The sequence below is a fragment of the Collinsella sp. AM28-11LB genome, assembly GCF_003469895.1.
Taxonomy (GTDB): Bacteria; Actinomycetota; Coriobacteriia; order Coriobacteriales; family Coriobacteriaceae; genus Collinsella.
In genome coordinates this window covers 30,958-47,912 of record NZ_QSKJ01000002.1, presented here as the reverse complement: position 1 = coordinate 47,912, position 16,955 = coordinate 30,958, and the positions used below count along the sequence as shown (strand labels likewise).

The following is a 16,955-nucleotide window of genomic DNA, read 5'->3' as shown; positions in this document are numbered from 1 at the left end:
GACACACCTGCGGCATTAACTAACCATTAGGTAAGTATGGCGATGGCTGTTCTTTACAGCCATCGCCATACTTTAATCTAAACGGTTGATTTTGCTGATGCCAACGCCAATAAGCTTTTTTCGGGTTCTTCCCCCTGCGCGCGTGAACAGCTGCCTCTCGGCATCAATCGCAACCTTATCGCCAGGCTGAAGACCGTAAAGCTGCTCAGGTGGAATATCTCCAATCGGAAGAACGGTTTCTGTTGATAACCCCTCGCCATCATCCTCCCTAATTCGAAGATGATCTTTTTCGGATGTAGTAACAGTTAATAAAACACCCTCTATATGAACCTGTTCAACATTAACTTGAGCATCCTGAATTACAGAAGCAGCGAATTTAGCAAATGAGTGACTTACGCTGACTTTTTTCCGCTCCTTAGAGGGGTCTCGCCATTCAAAATCAATGTCAATTTGGCTTCTGTCCACAGTCTCACATAGAGATTGAACGTTTGAAGCAACTCGGGGCCCCAATTCAGCAAGATGTTCGACGAAGGCATCTTGATTCGGGGTTTCACAAGATAAATCTGCCAGTAGGTTTGAAAACTCTTCAAAAGCACAGTCAGCCAAAGTTTTCGCACCGATGGTAGTTTCAATGTCGAATAAAGCCGGTTCACCTTCCGGGCGGAAATCCTCAACTCTGGGCATAGAGGGCGCTACTTCCAGGACCACGGATCCTGGAAGCGGAGATGCAACTAAAGCAAGCTCAGTTCTTTTTGCAATTTTAGAGGGAATGGTGCCGCCCAGCGCCCTAAATCCTTCAATAGAAGCGCCTACGGCCTCGAATGTCGACTGCAGCTGCGTCATAAAGTCTCCCACGCTGCGCAGGGGCGCGCTATGCCCGATGACGGAAGGTCCGGTGATATGAATTAACGCGGAGGATTCACTCGAATGTTGTAAATAGGATTGATCAATAAAGGCACGCAAACTGGAAACAGAGAAATCATTCAGATCATCGGGAAGATCATAGCTCTCATTCTTGCTGAAACCGAGACTCTCTAGCAGGGAATCGGAACTAATCGTCGTAGCCATCTATCATCACCTCCAAATATCCAGCAGCTGGATATAACCACCGCTTGTCGTCATCCTCGAAACGAGTTTTAGACCAGAACTGATCCCAGTACCCACGCCACGGAGTGTAGCCTCTACTGGCATCATTTTCGAATTCCGTCGGTGGAACAACCATCATATAACTATCAACGTAGCTGTTGAGCCTGCGATCGTGGCCGTACCTCCCGGATAAAAGATTAAGAAGAAAAGCCCCTCTATTATCAACGGATTTGATGCACTCCTCTTTAAAGAAGAATACAACGTCAATGTCGTGAGGATTCTCTTCGCTGGTGATAAAGCTGCCGCCAATCCATAACTCTGCGATACTACCGACCGTCCCTCTTACCAAGTTGACGACAGTTAGTAAGCCCTCCCATATAGCGGAGCGGTTTTCATCGTCATCAGGTACATACCTTTCTCTTATGTCATCGAACGAGCAGGAGTACCTACCAAGAGGCAGCACCCTTCTTTTGGCCCCAATGTCCACCAGCTCAGGAATCAATCAGACACCTCATTCCAAATCAACTATGCAAGCACGTCAGCGATCAGAGCGCTCGCGTGGCCGTCGCCGTAGGGGTTGCTCGCGCGGCTCATCTCCGCGTACTCCGCCTCATCAGAGAGCAACCGGCTGAACTCGCGGTAGATGACGTCCTCGTCGGTGCCCACGAGCTTGAGCGTGCCGGTCGCCACGCCCTCGGGGCGCTCGGTGGTATCGCGCATGACGAGCACGGGCTTGCCCAGGCTCGGCGCCTCCTCCTGGATTCCGCCCGAGTCCGTGAGGATCAGGTGGCTCGCCGCCAGGAAGTTGTGGAAGTCGAGCACCTCCAGCGGGTCGATGATGTGCAGCCGGTCGAAGCCGTCGAGCTCCTCGTGGGCGGCCCTGCGCACCACGGGGTTCATGTGGATCGGGTAGATGGCCTTGGTGTCGGGGTGCTCCTCCATCACGCGGCGGATTGCCCGGAACATGCGGTGCATCGGCTCGCCCAGGTTCTCGCGGCGGTGCGCCGTGATGAGGATGAGGCGGCTCCCGGCGGCCCAGTCGAGCTCGGGGTGGGAGTAGCCCTCGCGCACCGTCGTGCGCAGCGCGTCGATGCCGGTGTTGCCTGTGACCCAGATGCGACCCTCGGGCTTGCCCTCGTCCAGCAGGTTCTTCTTGCTGGCCTCCGTCGGCGCGAAGTACCAATGAGTGACCAGGTCAACCGCCTGCCGGTTGAACTCCTCCGGCCAGGGGCTGTAGAGGTCGTGCGTGCGCAGGCCGGCCTCGACGTGACCCACGGGAATCTGCAGATAGAAGCACGCCAGCGCAGCTGCGAACGAGGTCGTCGTGTCTCCGTGCACGAGCACCGCATCGGGCCGCTCGGCCTCGAGCACGGGTTTCAGCTTGAGCAGTACGTCGCATGTCACGTCGAAGAGCGTCTGGCCCGGCTTCATGATGGCGAGGTCGTGGTCGGGCCTCACATCAAAGACCTGCAAAACCTGGTCCAACATCTCACGGTGTTGGCCGGTTACGCACACAACGGGTTCAAACTCATCGGTCCTGCTCTTGAGTTCGTTCACGAGCGGGCACATCTTGATAGCCTCGGGACGCGTCCCAAATACAAGCATCACTTTACTGCTCACCTGAAGCACCTCGTCTTCCCTTACTTTTATTAGTTAATTGGACAATGAGAGTCATTACGAGTTTTTCTCGAGTTATGCGAAGCACGGCTAGAAAAACAATTGCATACGTACAACCAGTAAATATGAATTCTAGAATTGCATTACACGAAGACGCCGACACTAGGACAACCGCACCAGCAATGCATGCTGCAACAGCGGCGATAGTGATTTTGGGGTAATCCGTTAACCTAAACGCCGGGGCGAGTCGAGATCGCGCCGAATGAATCGTTATGACGAAAACTCCCAGCTGCCCCAGAGACACGGCGAGGCCAGGCCCAGTGATGCCGAGAAAAGGAACGAGCGCCAAAGCAGCCACGACGGTTATGAAAAGCCCCACGAAATTCGCCAAGGCGAATGTCTTCTCATTCTTGTCAATCAAAAGAACTTGGGAAACCACACCGGTTCCGGCGGCAAATAATATCGCTGGCGCTAGCGCAACGAGGGGGGCCACTGCTCCAGAATAAGCCTCTCCGCCCAAAATTCCCACCATCGAGGACGCGCAAAGAACTGACCCGCCAAGAGCGAACAGGCCGATAATTAGCGCGAAGTCGAGGCCGAATGCAAGAAGCTCCTCGTAACGCCCTTCCTCGCCATGAGTCCTATAAGAGGTAAGCCTGGGAAGGAGGACCGAGCCAACAGATTCAACTGCCGCAACAACCATGTTCTCGATCTTGGATGCTATCTGATAAACGCCTACCATCTCCGTGGTTCCCAAAAAACCGAGAACGACAACGTCGGATTTACTCGCCATTCCCTTGCTCGTGTTCATTACCAGGTAGGTCACCATGGGTTTAACTTGGGAGAGAGGTCGTATGTTCTTGGCCTCCCCAAGGTCTATCAGTTTCCTCATCCTCAGCAGATTGATTAGGCAAGAAGCCCCTTGACTTGCAACGGTTATGATTGCATATGTTAGATAATCGCTCGCATCCCTAACAAAAATAAAGATGCACACCGTGCCGATGGTCCTCACAATGAGCGCTCTGACGGTTATATAGTCGTACTGCTCGATTGACTGGAAGAACCATTCAAGACTGAAGGCGGTTGTCCAGACGCTCGTCACCATGAAAACATAGAGCGCCCTCGCATCGCCGAATCTCGGAAGGAGGAGAACAAGGAAGAGATAGAGAATCGACATCAGAAAAGACGATCCTACAAGAACAGCGATTATTTCCAGCGAGACGCGTGAAAAACCGACTTTGTCATCGCGTACCCTAGAGCACGCGACCACTCCGTAGCTTGCAACCCCCATCGAGGCGACTGCTGAAAAGTAGTAGACGAAACTCTGAGCAAAGGAGACCAGGCCATTACCATACTCCAAGAGCACTCTAGATATGTACGGGACCGTGATTAGGGGAAAGATGAAGGACGAAGTCATAACGATGGCATTCATTGCCACGTTGTAGGCAACACTGTGCGACTTCTGAACCGGCTCTGTTTGTTGGCTCATACATCTCCTCAGAACAGATATGTGCCAAAGGGATTAATGTTGTCCCAGGCAAATAGCGAATAGGGCACGTGCCATAAAACCAATGCGAGGATGAGGGGAACCTGCAATTTGGGATTGCGCTTGACCAAGTAGGGTATGACCGCAATTAGCGTGAGCAGCACAAAGAAGGCCATTCTGTCCATGGGCCATACTGCAAAAGAGACCACGTTTGGAATAAGCGCGAATTCGCAAGCCACCATGATGCTGTCCATGCGAGTGTCCCTATTCTCATCGCTCGTCGTCTCACGCAGGTAAAGCATCAGCGTCGCGCATGTAAGGGTCAGGTAGATGAAGGAGACGATCCACATGTACTTGCGGTCAAGGTCGCCAGACAATTTATCAAGAGTGGTCACATACCTGGAAAGGAAGGGAAATACCCCAGCGAGCAAATTGAATACGCCCACATACAAAACCAGCCCGACCGCGCCTAAAGCAAGACATGTGAGCAGCAATTTTCCAGACGGCTTTCTTCCTCCCGCCAGTATCGCAATAGCGATAGCGACAACCGAGGAGGAGTGGAATACGATCGCAAGGGCTGAAAGGATTATGAACGCGAGCCACTTACGGCTGAGACGAGCCTCAAAAGCCCAGAGGAAGCACACAGCGGCCAGGGTATGTCGTAGGACGTTGATGGAACTCCCGAAAAACCCCAAAAAGAGATATGCGACAAAGGCCCAAGGTGCGGCCTCTGTCTTTTTCCTGAAGTAGACGACCATGGCGGGATAGGTTAAAAGAGAAGTCACCCAGAAGACGGCATGCGGCTCGTTAAACAGCGGAAATCGCGAGATAACAGCCATGAGATACCAGAATCCACTATCCAAGCCATACCAAGAATAGATGGTATCGAAATAACCGGACGATGCCAGGATGTTGCTGAAGGTATTGTAATATTGCTTCCAATCAGCTCCGACATCATACCGCGCCCCGGTAACGACAACTAAGAATACCATCAGAGCAATGTCGCACACCTGAATGTTCTTCGTGGGCTTGCTGAGCAAGAAGTAAAAGGCGAACGCAACAAGATAAGCCACGGTAGTGACCCCGCAGTTTGCAATAAGCTGCTCGAACATCTAGGCCACGCCTCCCCAAATGGAAAGGATGCTGGAATGAGCCTCGCCAGCCTGTAGCGCGGCGTAGGTTGCCTCAAGCCGCGGAGAGCACCACTCGACATTAAAGGGGCAAGAATTGATTTGATCCACGGTGGGGACTTTTCGTTTGAAGTCGCCAGACAATATACACTCCGTCCAAATGTCAGGCCCCCGATCGATTGGCAGAAAGACACCGTTGGCGAAAAGGTCGGAAGCTCTCGTTATCTCATCGGAGGCGATAAAGCTCAGGCCTTCCGCCTGGGCCTCGCACAACGCGAGGCTCAGGCCTTCATTGAGGCTCGGGAAAAGAAAGAGGTCGCCGGCCGCATAGTAGTCAGAGACTTTATCGACGTAACCACAGAATTTTACAGAACCCCGGACACCGAGAAGCTCCGCCTCGCGAACAAGCCATTCGTCATTTTCCTCATCGGGGCCTAGCAGGAGCAGTTTGGCGTCAGGATTTGCGTCGAGAACTCCCCGAAAAACTCGAAGAAGAAAACGATGGTTCTTCTGAGGAATGGGGAGCCCGGAGTGGATCAGCGTGAGTGCATCGCCGAGCCCGAGAGCGTCCCTAATGGCCGCACGCCTCTCGGGTGAGAAACAAAAACTCGAGAACGAGATGGGGTTTGGCAGGAAGAGAGAGTTCTTTGGATTGCGTCCATACAAAAACTCGATTGCCTCCGGCGAACAGCCCCAGCATTCATCCACGTAACGTTTTATAAGCCTCCTGAACACAGCGTGATAAGCATCTTTCAGACGGGATGTCGAGGGGAAGACGTTATGGGAGTGCGAGATCACAATCGGATAACCGACCTCACGGGCAATCTTGGCAGGAAGCAGGTTGTGCCAGTTTCTATGGACATGGAAGATGTTCGCCCCGGTCACCTTCCTCGCGGCAGTCAAGGCCGCCCTCAGCTCGCCCGTGGAGCCGATGCCGTCGGCTATGACTCTGCCGCCGACGGCATCGACGCGCTTGCGAGCCTCCTCATCGACGGTCGCTATTGAAATGAAGTTGAACGAGATATCCTCGCATGCAGAGGCATAAGAGAAGAGAACGCTCGCCACGCCACCCCTAAGCAGGTCTACGCAATGAACGGTCTGTATCATGATCTTTGCACGCCAATCTCAGTCTCCATACGTCCATAAAGCTCTTGAAGCCGTGAGGCCATAATGTCCCAGGAATGCTCGGTTTCGTAAAGCACCCTTTGGCGTCTGGAAATCTTGCCATCGGCATTCTTGGCTGCAAGGTCAACGACTGCGGCATGGAGCTCTGCCTCATCAAAGTCGGCGGAGAGCACAGCACCCACGCCCTCGGCAGCCACCCAGTCACCCACCGAGGTCCCCTCCACAGTGATAATGGGGGTACCGAGCATGAGCGACTCATAGTATTTGTTAGGCGCAGCGAGTTTGTTATTGGGGATGCGAGGGTCATAAAGCCCGAACATCACGTCTGCTTCGGACTCGATTTCGAGAGTCTCCCGATAAGGAGTTTTTCCAGCAAAAACAATACGACTGCAGGAATCCGAATACGAACGAACCTTGTCCTCGAGAGGACCGAACCCGCCTATGGTAAGCTGAAGGTCATCATGCTCTTTAACCGCAGACAAGACCCTCTCGATGTACCTATCCGAAGTCAGCAGTCCCACATACGCAGTCTTAAGGCGCAGACCAAGATTTCCGCCCCCATCCCGCGAAGGCCCCTCTGCGTTAAAGTCAGACTCTGGTGTATTTTCGATGACAAGCACTTCTTTGGGGTTGGAGCCAGTTAGCTGTACCCGCCGTTGGTCAGTGCATATCAGTGTCGCATAGGCTCCTTCAACGACTTTGAATTCAGTTCTTCTGACAAGCCCAACGAGCTTTGACGGCATAATCCTGCTTTCGGCATAGAAATCGAATATGTCGTATACGTACGGTTTTCCGGTTTTCTTAGCCGCCAAATAAGCGACAAAGCCAGTATCAAGGTCGCATGCGTGAACACAATCGTAGCTAGCCGAGTTACGAATGAGCCACCTATAAATCAGCCTATTGAACTTTATGAGACGCGGGGCATTTTTCAAGCCAGATCCAAAGACGCTCCTAACACCAAATAGCGTCTTTGGCACTAACGCCCCGTTCAATTCATTGGTCGTATCGACACCAGGATGATCCGAGTCTCTGTCCCAGCCTATAAGCTGGCAGTTATGGCCGCGCCTCAAGAGCGCCTTCACTTCTTTCTCAACTCTAGGATCAGGATTTATTGCATTTGCCCTTAGAAAGACTATATTCATTGTCTTGCTCAACTCTCGACTAATAGTTAACTATCAGATGACTACCAAGCATCTATCTGTGGGGAGCTCGACCGCACTATAGAGTGAGGGGAAATCACTCCCCCAATCAAAAATCCAGCCCCAACAACATGATCCCCTATGTTCGCGTCCCTTGAAAATAACGACATTGCTTCCAATACTTTCTAAGAATCATCCCTGGTTCAACGAAACGCTTTCATAGAAATCAAGGAGCTTGACGGCGTTGTAGTTAATATCAAACTCGGTTAGTTTGCTTTCCTCATTTTCATTGATGCAAAGCTCACGCATGGAAATAAGGTGCTTCGCCCACTCGTCGCAGCCAGACGAAAGAGTTTCAAACTCCATGAGCGGTGTGACAGCCGCCTCCCTTGTTACCTCCGTCGATGAAAGAATCGGTGTGCCGGCTGCTTGGGATTCAATCGATACAACAGGCAGCCCCTCGTAAAGCGAGGGCAGGCAAAAGACGTCGAAGGCCTGATAAAGCCTAGAGGTATCCGCGCGCAAGCCAAGAAATCGAACAGACTCAGCTATGCCCAAGGAGGAAGCTTCCTCTCTGACCTTTTCGATCAGAGGACCATCGCCAACTAGGATCAGCACAGAATCTGGTTCGTATGCCAAGACTTTTGCAAACACATTTAAAAGAAAAGCGTGATTCTTCTGGATAGCGAACCTGCCTATATGGCCAACGACAAATTGGTCGTTCCCTAGCCCAAGCTCACTGCGCACTTCGGTACGAATCTTCCTGTTTGACAAAAAGGATTGAATGTCTATAGCATTTGGAAGAACCGTAAATGACTTCCCCTTACCGAAAAGCCAATTACCAGCATGCGTCGAACAAGCCATAAGATGGGTTGGATAGCGATTTGCCTGGGTCTTGAGAACGGCCTTGACGATGTTCTTGGCATGCTCGCCCTTCCCGGATGTCGAGTGGCTGTGGGCTATGCGCACGGGAACTTCGGCCCGTTTTGCGGCTCGTAGAGGAAAACAAGAGAGGGCATTCATGTGAGCATGGACGATGTGCCAGCCCCCCTCACGAAAAATATGCTCCAATCCCGATGAGTACGCAATTGGATTTGAGCGTGAGGAAGTCATATAGACTCTTCCACCTAAGGAACCGATCTCTTCGCGCGGAATCATCGTAGAGTCCTCGCCTACGAGGAAGTCAAACTGAACTCGCGAACGATCAATATGACGGTAGTAATTCATAACAACCTGCTCGATGCCGCCACCATTCATAACACCGAGGACTTGAGCGACACGGATGGGTTTAGTCAAACCAATCACCGCCCCGTCTTATTTTTGCCAAACATCACGCCGAAGGTTGCGAAGAACACGCCGAAGTCGTGGCCGAGAGAGGCACTCCTCGCATAGTCGAGCTCCAAGCGCTGCCGCTCGCCGTTCTCGAAAGTGGCCTCATTGCGGGGCCCGGACTGCCAGGCACCGGTAATGCCCAGGGGCACGGCGAGGAGCTGGCGCTGCTGCTCCGGTGTGTAGTTGTCGAGCTCCTCGTAGGTGACGGCCCTAGGCCCGATGACGGAGAGCTGACCGAGCAGCACGTTGATGAACTGGGGAATCTCGTCGAGACTTGTCTTACGCAGGACGCGGCCGAGCTTCGTGATGCGCGGGTCGTCGGTGACCTTGCGCTCGCGGTGCCACTCCTCGATCTGCGCCGGCGTGAGGTACTTCTCCACGTCGTTGGCGTCCGCCACCATAGAGCGGAACTTCAGCACGTGGATTGGCCGACCAAAGCGACCCGCACGCTCGTGCGCGTAGATGGGAGCGCCTTTGGTGTCCGCCGCGATGAAGGCGCAGAGCACCGCGCCAGGGATAAGCCCCACAGCACAGACGAACGCGCTGAACGCGATGTCGAACGTGCGCTTGACGAATCGGTAGCCGAGAGGGCGCGAGTCGAGCGCGCGGGACTCTGCGGCGAACTCGGGCGAGCCCGGAAGGCTCACCGGCTCCGCGACCGCCGCAGCACCGGCGCCCACAGCCACCCCCACGGGCGCATTGCTCTCTGTTACTTCTTTAGCAGCCACAGTCATTCTTACGTCCCTGTCTCCCAGGGACCCCCCCCGAATTGGTAAATTCAAAAATGCGAACAAACAGCTGGTGCAACGTCTCGCTTACGTTTTGCTGGGAACGTCCAGTGCAAGCAGCTCCCTAAATGCGGAGTCGCCTTCGCCCACGTCTACCAGGCACCAGCGTTTATGACGGTCGATCTTTTTAACGCGGCCCTCTTGCCCCACCAAGGGACCCTGCTCTATGTGCAACACGCCGTCTTCTATGCGCGCAACGCTGTTGCGCACCACGCCGTCGTCGTCCAGCACGCTGCGGTACCAGTCCTGCGCATCGTCCGGCATGGGCATGTACGCCCGCTCCCTGCTACCGGCGATGCGACAGCCAAAGCTCAACTGGGCCAGGGCCCTATCGAGCGCAGCGGCATCGTCCGTGGCGACGAAGAAATATTCCTTGTACATGGGTTTGGTTTGGAGCGACCAGGCGCCGTCCCGCTTAAACCAGAACTCCTTTTGCATTACAAAAGCGTCCTGCATCAGATCGTGCGGGATAATGCGGCGGACCTTTTCGCAGGTCTCGCGCTCTTTTCCTTGGGGGGTATGAACCAGATACCAGCGGACGCGGCCATGCTGGCTGTTGGTGGTGACGCCGTTAAATGCGCCCGGCAGCTGCTCTTGGCGCCGTGCCGTCTGTTCCATGTCTTCGCCCCCTCTTTTTGCTTTGCGATGCACGCAAATGCAGGGGCGTTTAGAACAGGCTTCTCGCTCGCAGCTAGGCGCAGTCGCAAAAGTACAGGTTTTTGTATCTTTCGACATAGACAATTATACGAGCAATTAATCAACGATTGCCCAGATTACGCAAAATGTCCTGCCGGTAGATACATCTCCATAGCCCTCTACAAAAACCTGTACCTTTTTGTGCAACAAAAAAAGCCGCTCAACCAGCGGCTTTTCTTATTTCGGCATGAAAAAGGCGACCGCCCTATGTGGACGGTCGCCTTTGTTAATTGTTGTGAAGTTTGCCTTAGGCGCGAGTCTTAATCTCCTCGAGCACCTTCGCAACAAACTCGTCAACACCCATCTGAACGGTCTCGTTAGAGCGATCGCGGACAGAGATGTTGCCGGCCTCGACCTCCTTCTCGCCCAGGATGAGCATGTAAGGCACGCGGTCGATGCTGCGGGCCTCGCGGATCTTGTAGCCGATCTTCTCGTCGCGGTCGTCGCAGACCACGCGAATGCCGGCATCCTCCAGCTTGGCGCACACCTCGTGGGCATAATCGCGGCTCTTCTCGGAAACCGGAAGTGCCTTGACCTGCACGGGAGCCAGCCAGGTGGGGAACTTGCCCGCAAAGTGCTCAATCAGAATACCGATGAAGCGCTCGATGGAGCCAAAGCACACGCGATGCAGCATGATGGGACGCTTCTTGGTACCGTCGGCGTCAACGTACTCCAGGTCAAAGTTGAGCGGCATCTGGAAGTCGAGCTGGACGGTACCGCACTGCCAGGTACGGCCGAGCGAGTCCTCCAGGTGGAAGTCGATCTTGGGGCCGTAGAAGGCGCCGTCGCCCTCGTTGACCTCGTAGTCCATGCCCAGCTTCTCCAGAGCGGTGCGCAGGCCCTCCTCGGCGCGCGCCCAGTCCTCGTCGGAGCCCATGGAGTCCTCGGGGCGGGTGGAAAGCTCAACGTGGTACTTAAAGCCAAACTTCTGGTACACGGAGTCGATCAGGTTGACCACACCCACGATCTCGTCGGTCAGCTGGTCGGGACGCACAAACAGGTGGGCGTCGTCCTGGTTAAAGCAGCGCACGCGGAACAGGCCGTGCAGGGCGCCGCGCAGCTCGTGACGGTGCACCAGGCCAATCTCGCCGGCGCGAATGGGCAGCTCGCGGTAAGAGTGCGGCTTGGAGGCATACACCAGCACGCCGCCCGGGCAGTTCATGGGCTTAATGCAGTACTCTTCGTCGTCGATAACGGTGGAGTACATGTTGTCCTTGTAGTGGTCCCAGTGGCCCGAGGTCTTCCACAGCTGCTTGTTCATGATGAGCGGCGTGGAGATCTCCACGTAGCCGGCCTTGTGGTGGATCTCGCGCCAGTAGTCCAGCAGCGTGTTCTTAAGGATCATGCCGTTGGGCAGGAAGAACGGGAAGCCGGGGGCCTCGTCGCGCATCATAAAGAGGTCCATCTCGCGGCCGATCTTGCGGTGGTCGCGCTTCTTGGCCTCCTCCAGCATGTGCATGTGCTCGTCGAGTTCTTCCTTGGTGGCAAAGGCGACGCCGTTGATGCGGGTGAGCATCTTGTTGTCCTTGTCGCCCTTCCAGTAGGCGCCCGAGACGCCGGTGAGCTTAAAGGCCTTGAGGGCCTTGGTGTAGCAGATGTGGGGGCCGACGCACATGTCGATGTAGTCGCCCTGCTGGTAGAAGGTGATGCGGGCGTCGTCGTCCAGGTCGCCGATGTGCTCGACCTTGTACTTCTCGCCGCGCTCCTCCATAAGGGCGATGGCCTCGGCGCGAGGCTTCTCGTACACGGTGAACTTGAGGTTCTCCTTAACGATCTTCTTCATCTCGGCCTCGATCGCGGGGAAGTCGTCCTCGCTGATCTTGACGCCCTCGGGCAGGTCGACGTCGTAGTAGAAGCCGTTGTCGGTCGCGGGGCCGTAGGCAAAGTCGGCCTCGGGATAGAGGCGCTTGATGGCCTGCGCCATGATGTGCGCGGCGGAGTGGCGGATGACGTGTGTGACCTCGTCCTGCGGGAGCTCGGCCACCGAACCGTCATTGTAGAGTGCCTTCATAAGTATGTTTTCTCCTCTCGGATGCCTGATGCAAGTGCGTGCGATGCGCTCGGCGTTTTAACTTGCATCATTATAGGCAGGTTGCCTTGGTATACAAGCGCCCGCCGCACCTTAATGGCACGGCGGGCGATTTTCTACGCATGCTTCATCGTGTGGGGCGGCGCGGGGCGCGTGGCGGCCGTGGGGTGCGCGGAGCCCGTGGCTTGCGGCCGGCCCGGCGATGGATGCGTTACTGGATGCGAGTTCGGCAGTAGGGGCAGACCTTCCAGTGCGCATCGAGCGGGCGATGGCAGCTGGGGCAGACGTTGCGAACCTGGGTGTCGCACACCGGGCAGACCACAAAGTCCTTCTCGATGGGCGCGCCGCACTGCGGGCAGGTGCCGTACTGGGCAAGCTGGCGCTCGCGCAGGGCCATGTCCAGCTCCTGCTCCTCGCGGTCGGACGCGTAGGAGTGCGGGCGCAAGACCAGGTAGGCGATGAGGCCTACAAACGGGATGAGAGCGATGATGCCCCATGCCACGTAGGCGCTGGCGCCGCGGCGGCGAGCGTCGATGAACACATAGACGACCGACAGCACATACAGGGCGATGATAAAGCCAACGAAGGCATAGACGACGCCCATAAGCTGCGGCGACATGAGCTCGGAGATGTACTTGGACATTACGGATACCTTTCGGAATATTAACGGTCCGGTCAAGTTTACCACGGGGTTTGTTTATATGGGACCACGGCTAGGGGCGGGGCCGGCGCGGACACAAACATCTCAATCTGTAACAGGTGGGAGCGGAATCCGGGTCTAGGTGTTACAGAACGAAACACAGGGGTCCATCCCCGACTTCAATCTCGATCAGTAACATCTAGGGTCCCAAAACCCCTCTTACTGTTACAGATCGAGACATTCAAAATCCGCCGGAAGGTTTGTCTTGATCTGTAACATCTAGAACCCAAATCATCAGCTAACTGTTACAGATTGAGACAAAGGAAACCGTCCGAACCGAATGTCTCAATCTGTAACAGTTACTCGGCAAAAACAGTCCCAGATGTTACAGAACGAGACAAACCTCTGACGCCAGGGGCGGCAGACGAGGTTATCGACGTTACTGAGTCTCCCCTCGTCTGCCGTTGGCGGGTGTTGCGGGGCTGTTCGCCGCATTGCCGCCGCACTGAGGGTGTGCAGACCGTAGGATAGTCTTATTGACAGCCTGTCAACTCGTCTGGGAGGCACTGTGACAGAAACGTTTGATATCGCGATTGTCGGCGCGGGCATCACCGGATGCGCCATCGCGCGGCAGCTCGCGCGCTATGACCTGTCCATTTGCGTAGTCGAGGCGGCCAACGATGTCGCCCTAGGCGCATCGAAGGCCAACGGCGGCCTGGTGCACGCTGGCTACGATCCGGCGCCGGGCACGGTTAAGGCCCAGGTCAACGCTCGTGGTTGTGAGTTGTACGGTACGTGGGCGCAGGAGCTGGGCTTTCTGTTCTGCCGCACCGGGTCGATGGTGCTGGGCTTTAACGACGAGGACCGCGCGCACCTGGAGAAGCTGCGCCAGAATGGCCTTGCCAACGGCGTGCCCGAGCTGTCGATCATCGGACCCGACCGCATCCACGAATTAGAGCCGCGCGCCAGTGCCGATGCAACGTGCGCGTTGTGGTGCCCCTCCACTGGCTTTGTCGACCCGTTTGAGGTTGCCATCGCCGCGCTGGAGAACGCCGTGGCCAACGGGGTGACGTTTATGCGCTCCGCGCCGGTGGAGGCGATTGAGGTTGCTGGCTCGGGCGACGACGCGCGCTTTACGTTGGAGACCCCCGCTGGCAACGTGCGCTGCCGCTACTTGATCAACGCCGCGGGCAACGGCGCCGCCGACATCTCGCATATGGCGGGCGCCGAGGAATTCCAGATGGTCTGGCGTCAGGGCAACATCGTGGTGCTGGACAAGGAGCCGCGCACGCTCATGCCGCTCTACCCCGTGCCGACACCAGTGTCGAAGGGCGTTATCGTGACGGGCACCGTGCATGGCAACACCGTGATTACCGCGACGGCCGCCGTGCGCGAGCCGGGCGACACGCAGACCTATGCGGGCGATGTGAACGCGCTGCTGACGGGAGCGCGCAAGCTGATTCCCGATCTGGATACGCGCCGCGTGGTGCGCGCATTTGCCGGCGGGCGTCCGGTCATTCAGGGAACGAACGACTTCTTTATTGGACAGTCGGCCGTGGTGCCGGGGCTTTTCCAGGCGGCGGGCATTCAGTCGCCGGGTGTGGCAAGCGCGCCGGCCATTGCCGAGCGCATGGAGCACGTGATGAGCAAGGCGGGCGTGGAGCTGCACGAGCGGGCAGACTGGAACCCAATTCGCCGCGCACCGGACGACTTTGACCGCGCACCGCTGGCGCGCAAGGAGGAGCTCATCGAGTCCGATCCCACGTGGGGACAGATTGTCTGCCGCTGCGAGACGGTGCCCGAGACCGAGATTGTGGCCGCGATCCGACGCCAGCCGGGCGCAGTTTCGGTCGAGGGTGTCAAGCGCCGCTGCCGCGCCGGCATGGGTCGGTGCCAGAGCGGTTTTTGCCAGAGCCGTGTGGTGGCGATTCTTGCCCGAGAGCTGGACTGCGACCCCAGCGAGGTATTACTGGAGGACGCCGGCTCCTGGCTGGTCGAGGGACCTTTGAAGGGGGTGCGCTAGGATGGCGACGTTTGATATGCGCGACGAACGCACAGGGGCAGAAGCCGTAGCGGCAGTGCAGACGCAAGCGTTCGACGTGGTCGTTATCGGTGGCGGACCTGCCGGTATGGCGGCCGCGCTAGCCGCGCATAAGGCAGGCGCACGCGTGGCCATCGTGGAACGCGAGCAGCGTCTGGGCGGCATCCTGCGCCAGTGCATCCACCCCGGCTTTGGGCTTTCGCACTTTAAGCAGGAGCTCACCGGTCCCGAGTACGCGCAGCGCTTTATCGACCAGGTGTACGCAACCGACATTGCGCTGTTCCTGAACAGCATGGTGATTGGGATTGATTCGGGCGAGCCGACGGGAGCCACCGCGGTCCATGCCGTCACGCTCATGAGCCCTGCCGGCATGCTACAGCTCACCGGGCGAGCGGTCGTCCTTGCCATGGGCTGCCGCGAGCGCACGCGAAGCGAGATCAAGATCCCTGGCAGCCGCCCTGCCGGCGTCTTTACGGCGGGCCTGGCGCAGCGATACATCAATATCGAAAACCTCAAGCCCGGCTCGCGCGCCGTCATTTTGGGTTCGGGCGATATCGGGCTGATCATGGCACGTCGCTGCACGCTCGAGGGGATTTCGGTCGAGGGCGTATACGAGCTCATGCCGTACGCCAACGGGCTGCGCCGCAATGTGAAGAACTGTCTGGACGACTTTGGCATTCCGCTGCATCTGTCCACCACGGTGACGCGCGTGATCGGGCACGACCGCGTGGAAGCCGTCGAGGTGAGTCAAGTCAACGAGCGCCTGGCGCCCATTCCGGGGACCGAGCGCGTTGTTCCGTGCGACACGTTACTGCTTTCGGTGGGCCTGATTCCCGAGAACGAGCTTTCGGTTGCCGCGGGCGTGGAGCTGGACCCACGCACACGCGGCGCCGTGGTGGACCAGAGCCTGCAGACGGGCGTGCCGGGCATCTTTGCGTGCGGCAACGTGCTGCACGTGCACGACCTGGCCGACAACGTGACAACCGAGTCCGAGCGCGCCGGTGCGGCTGCGGCGGCGCGGGCGTTGGGGAACGGCACGGAAGTTGAGGCGAGTGCTGCGAGCACGGACTGCGAGCTCACGGTCTCCCCTGCCGGCATTGCGGGATACGCACTGCCGGGACGCATTACGGCTGTGGCGCTCACCAAGCTCAACTTCCGCGTACGCCGACCGGTCGATACCGCCCGCGTGCGTATTCTGGCAGGCGACGAGGAACTGCTTGCAGGCAAGGTCCGCGCGTTTAAGCCGAGCGTTATGGAGAGTTTCCCACTACCGGCGAAAGTCATCCAGCAAGCGCTCGACCTGGGCGCCAACGAGATAGTCCTGTCCGTCGATCCCGTCGAGGAGGCATAGACTATGAGCGATAACGTGGTCGAAACGCTGCAGTTCAACTGCACGACCTGCCCATCCGAATGCCTTCTGACCGTAAAGGTGGAGCGCGACGCCAATGGCGCCGTGGTGGAAGTGCGCTCCGTAACCGGCAACAACTGCCCGCGCGGCGATAAGTTCGCACATCAGGAGCTCACCTGCCCCATGCGCGTGCTCACGACGACCGTGGCCGTCTCCGGCGGCGACGAAGCCTTGCTCCCCGTGCGCACATCCGAAGCCATCCCGCTAGAACTCCACGCCCAAGCCATGAATCTCATCCGAGGCCTAGTCGTCAACGCCCCCATCCGCATGGGAGACGTCGTGCTGGAGAACCTCCTAGACACCAACATCAACCTAATCGCCAGCATGGACATCGAGTAGCTAATTTGGGACGGGGCTCTTTTAGCTACCCCGCCATCCACCCCGCCCCTCCTCAATTGCGGTGAAATAGTTCCTGATTTCCGCCAAAACCCCGGCATC

The 16,955-nt window shown here is 56.8% G+C and carries 15 protein-coding genes; 3 read left to right on the top strand and 12 right to left on the bottom strand.

The genetic code is table 11. The features are described 5' to 3' along the window. Positions 1–72: 72 nt before the first annotated feature. The 12 genes from DW732_RS02155 to DW732_RS02100 form a co-directional block, all read right to left on the bottom strand. Complete coding sequence (locus DW732_RS02155; RefSeq protein ID WP_118098456.1) at positions 73–1,068, bottom strand: hypothetical protein; 996 nt, start codon at positions 1,066–1,068, stop codon at positions 73–75. Next, positions 1,052–1,588, bottom strand: coding sequence for a hypothetical protein (locus tag DW732_RS02150; RefSeq protein ID WP_118098454.1), 537 nt, complete (start codon positions 1,586–1,588; stop codon positions 1,052–1,054). The genes DW732_RS02155 and DW732_RS02150 overlap by 17 nt, the downstream gene beginning before the upstream one ends. Positions 1,589–1,611: 23 nt before the next feature. Next, entirely contained in the window at positions 1,612–2,706 is a 1,095-nt protein-coding gene (gene wecB / locus DW732_RS02145; RefSeq protein ID WP_370213923.1) for a non-hydrolyzing UDP-N-acetylglucosamine 2-epimerase, read from the bottom strand. Next, positions 2,696–4,192, bottom strand: coding sequence for an oligosaccharide flippase family protein (locus DW732_RS02140; protein ID WP_118098450.1), 1,497 nt, complete (start codon positions 4,190–4,192; stop codon positions 2,696–2,698). The genes wecB and DW732_RS02140 overlap by 11 nt, the downstream gene beginning before the upstream one ends. 8 nt (positions 4,193–4,200) lie before the next feature. Further along, the gene (locus tag DW732_RS02135; RefSeq protein ID WP_118098448.1) at positions 4,201–5,301 is read right to left on the bottom strand and encodes an EpsG family protein; all 1,101 of its coding nucleotides are present in this window, start codon (positions 5,299–5,301) and stop codon (positions 4,201–4,203) included. Further along, entirely contained in the window at positions 5,302–6,426 is a 1,125-nt protein-coding gene (locus DW732_RS02130; RefSeq protein WP_118098446.1) for a glycosyltransferase, read from the bottom strand. Beyond that, on the bottom strand, positions 6,423–7,598 hold the full coding sequence (locus tag DW732_RS02125) for a glycosyltransferase (RefSeq protein WP_158567316.1): 1,176 nt from the start codon (positions 7,596–7,598) through the stop codon (positions 6,423–6,425). Before DW732_RS02125 ends, DW732_RS02130 begins: the two co-directional genes overlap by 4 nt. 177 nt (positions 7,599–7,775) lie before the next feature. Continuing rightward, complete coding sequence (locus DW732_RS02120; RefSeq protein ID WP_199569705.1) at positions 7,776–8,879, bottom strand: glycosyltransferase family 1 protein; 1,104 nt, start codon at positions 8,877–8,879, stop codon at positions 7,776–7,778. Between the two features lie 5 nt (positions 8,880–8,884). Then, a complete protein-coding gene (locus DW732_RS02115) occupies positions 8,885–9,607 on the bottom strand; it encodes a sugar transferase (protein WP_199569703.1) in 723 nt (240 codons plus the stop codon). Positions 9,608–9,730: 123 nt separating this feature from the next. Then, positions 9,731–10,321 carry a hypothetical protein gene (locus DW732_RS02110; RefSeq protein ID WP_118098440.1) on the bottom strand — a complete coding sequence of 197 codons (591 nt, stop codon included), beginning with the start codon at positions 10,319–10,321 and terminating at the stop codon, positions 9,731–9,733. A 325-nt stretch (positions 10,322–10,646) separates the two neighbouring features. Continuing rightward, on the bottom strand, positions 10,647–12,410 hold the full coding sequence (thrS, locus tag DW732_RS02105; RefSeq protein WP_118098438.1) for a threonine--tRNA ligase: 1,764 nt from the start codon (positions 12,408–12,410) through the stop codon (positions 10,647–10,649). Positions 12,411–12,639: 229 nt separating this feature from the next. Next, a complete protein-coding gene (locus DW732_RS02100) occupies positions 12,640–13,071 on the bottom strand; it encodes a zinc ribbon domain-containing protein (protein WP_055251579.1) in 432 nt (143 codons plus the stop codon). Positions 13,072–13,636: 565 nt separating this feature from the next. Here DW732_RS02100 and DW732_RS02095 point away from each other — a divergent pair. The 3 genes from DW732_RS02095 to DW732_RS02085 are packed head-to-tail and all read left to right on the top strand — an operon-like array spanning position 13,637 to position 16,856. Continuing rightward, positions 13,637–15,091: an NAD(P)/FAD-dependent oxidoreductase gene (locus tag DW732_RS02095; RefSeq protein ID WP_118098437.1), complete on the top strand. Its 1,455-nt coding sequence runs from the start codon at positions 13,637–13,639 to the stop codon at positions 15,089–15,091. 16 nt (positions 15,092–15,107) lie between these two features. Next, positions 15,108–16,460, top strand: a complete 1,353-nt coding sequence (locus DW732_RS02090; RefSeq protein WP_118098622.1) for an NAD(P)/FAD-dependent oxidoreductase — start codon at positions 15,108–15,110, stop codon at positions 16,458–16,460. 3 nt (positions 16,461–16,463) lie between these two features. Continuing rightward, positions 16,464–16,856 (top strand): DUF1667 domain-containing protein, encoded by a 393-nt coding sequence (locus tag DW732_RS02085; protein WP_118098435.1) that lies wholly within the window; start codon positions 16,464–16,466, stop codon positions 16,854–16,856. Positions 16,857–16,955 lie beyond the last annotated feature (99 nt).

Coding starts and splice junctions, on each gene's coding strand:
- DW732_RS02155 (WP_118098456.1), bottom strand. CDS start 1,068: ATGGCTACGACGATTAGTTCCGATTCCCTGCTAGAGAGTCTCGGTTTC.
- DW732_RS02140 (WP_118098450.1), bottom strand. CDS start 4,192: ATGAGCCAACAAACAGAGCCGGTTCAGAAGTCGCACAGTGTTGCCTAC.
- DW732_RS02135 (WP_118098448.1), bottom strand. CDS start 5,301: ATGTTCGAGCAGCTTATTGCAAACTGCGGGGTCACTACCGTGGCTTAT.
- DW732_RS02130 (WP_118098446.1), bottom strand. CDS start 6,426: ATGATACAGACCGTTCATTGCGTAGACCTGCTTAGGGGTGGCGTGGCG.
- DW732_RS02110 (WP_118098440.1), bottom strand. CDS start 10,321: ATGGAACAGACGGCACGGCGCCAAGAGCAGCTGCCGGGCGCATTTAAC.
- thrS (WP_118098438.1), bottom strand. CDS start 12,410: ATGAAGGCACTCTACAATGACGGTTCGGTGGCCGAGCTCCCGCAGGAC.
- DW732_RS02100 (WP_055251579.1), bottom strand. CDS start 13,071: ATGTCCAAGTACATCTCCGAGCTCATGTCGCCGCAGCTTATGGGCGTC.
- DW732_RS02090 (WP_118098622.1), top strand. CDS start 15,108: ATGCGCGACGAACGCACAGGGGCAGAAGCCGTAGCGGCAGTGCAGACG.
- DW732_RS02085 (WP_118098435.1), top strand. CDS start 16,464: ATGAGCGATAACGTGGTCGAAACGCTGCAGTTCAACTGCACGACCTGC.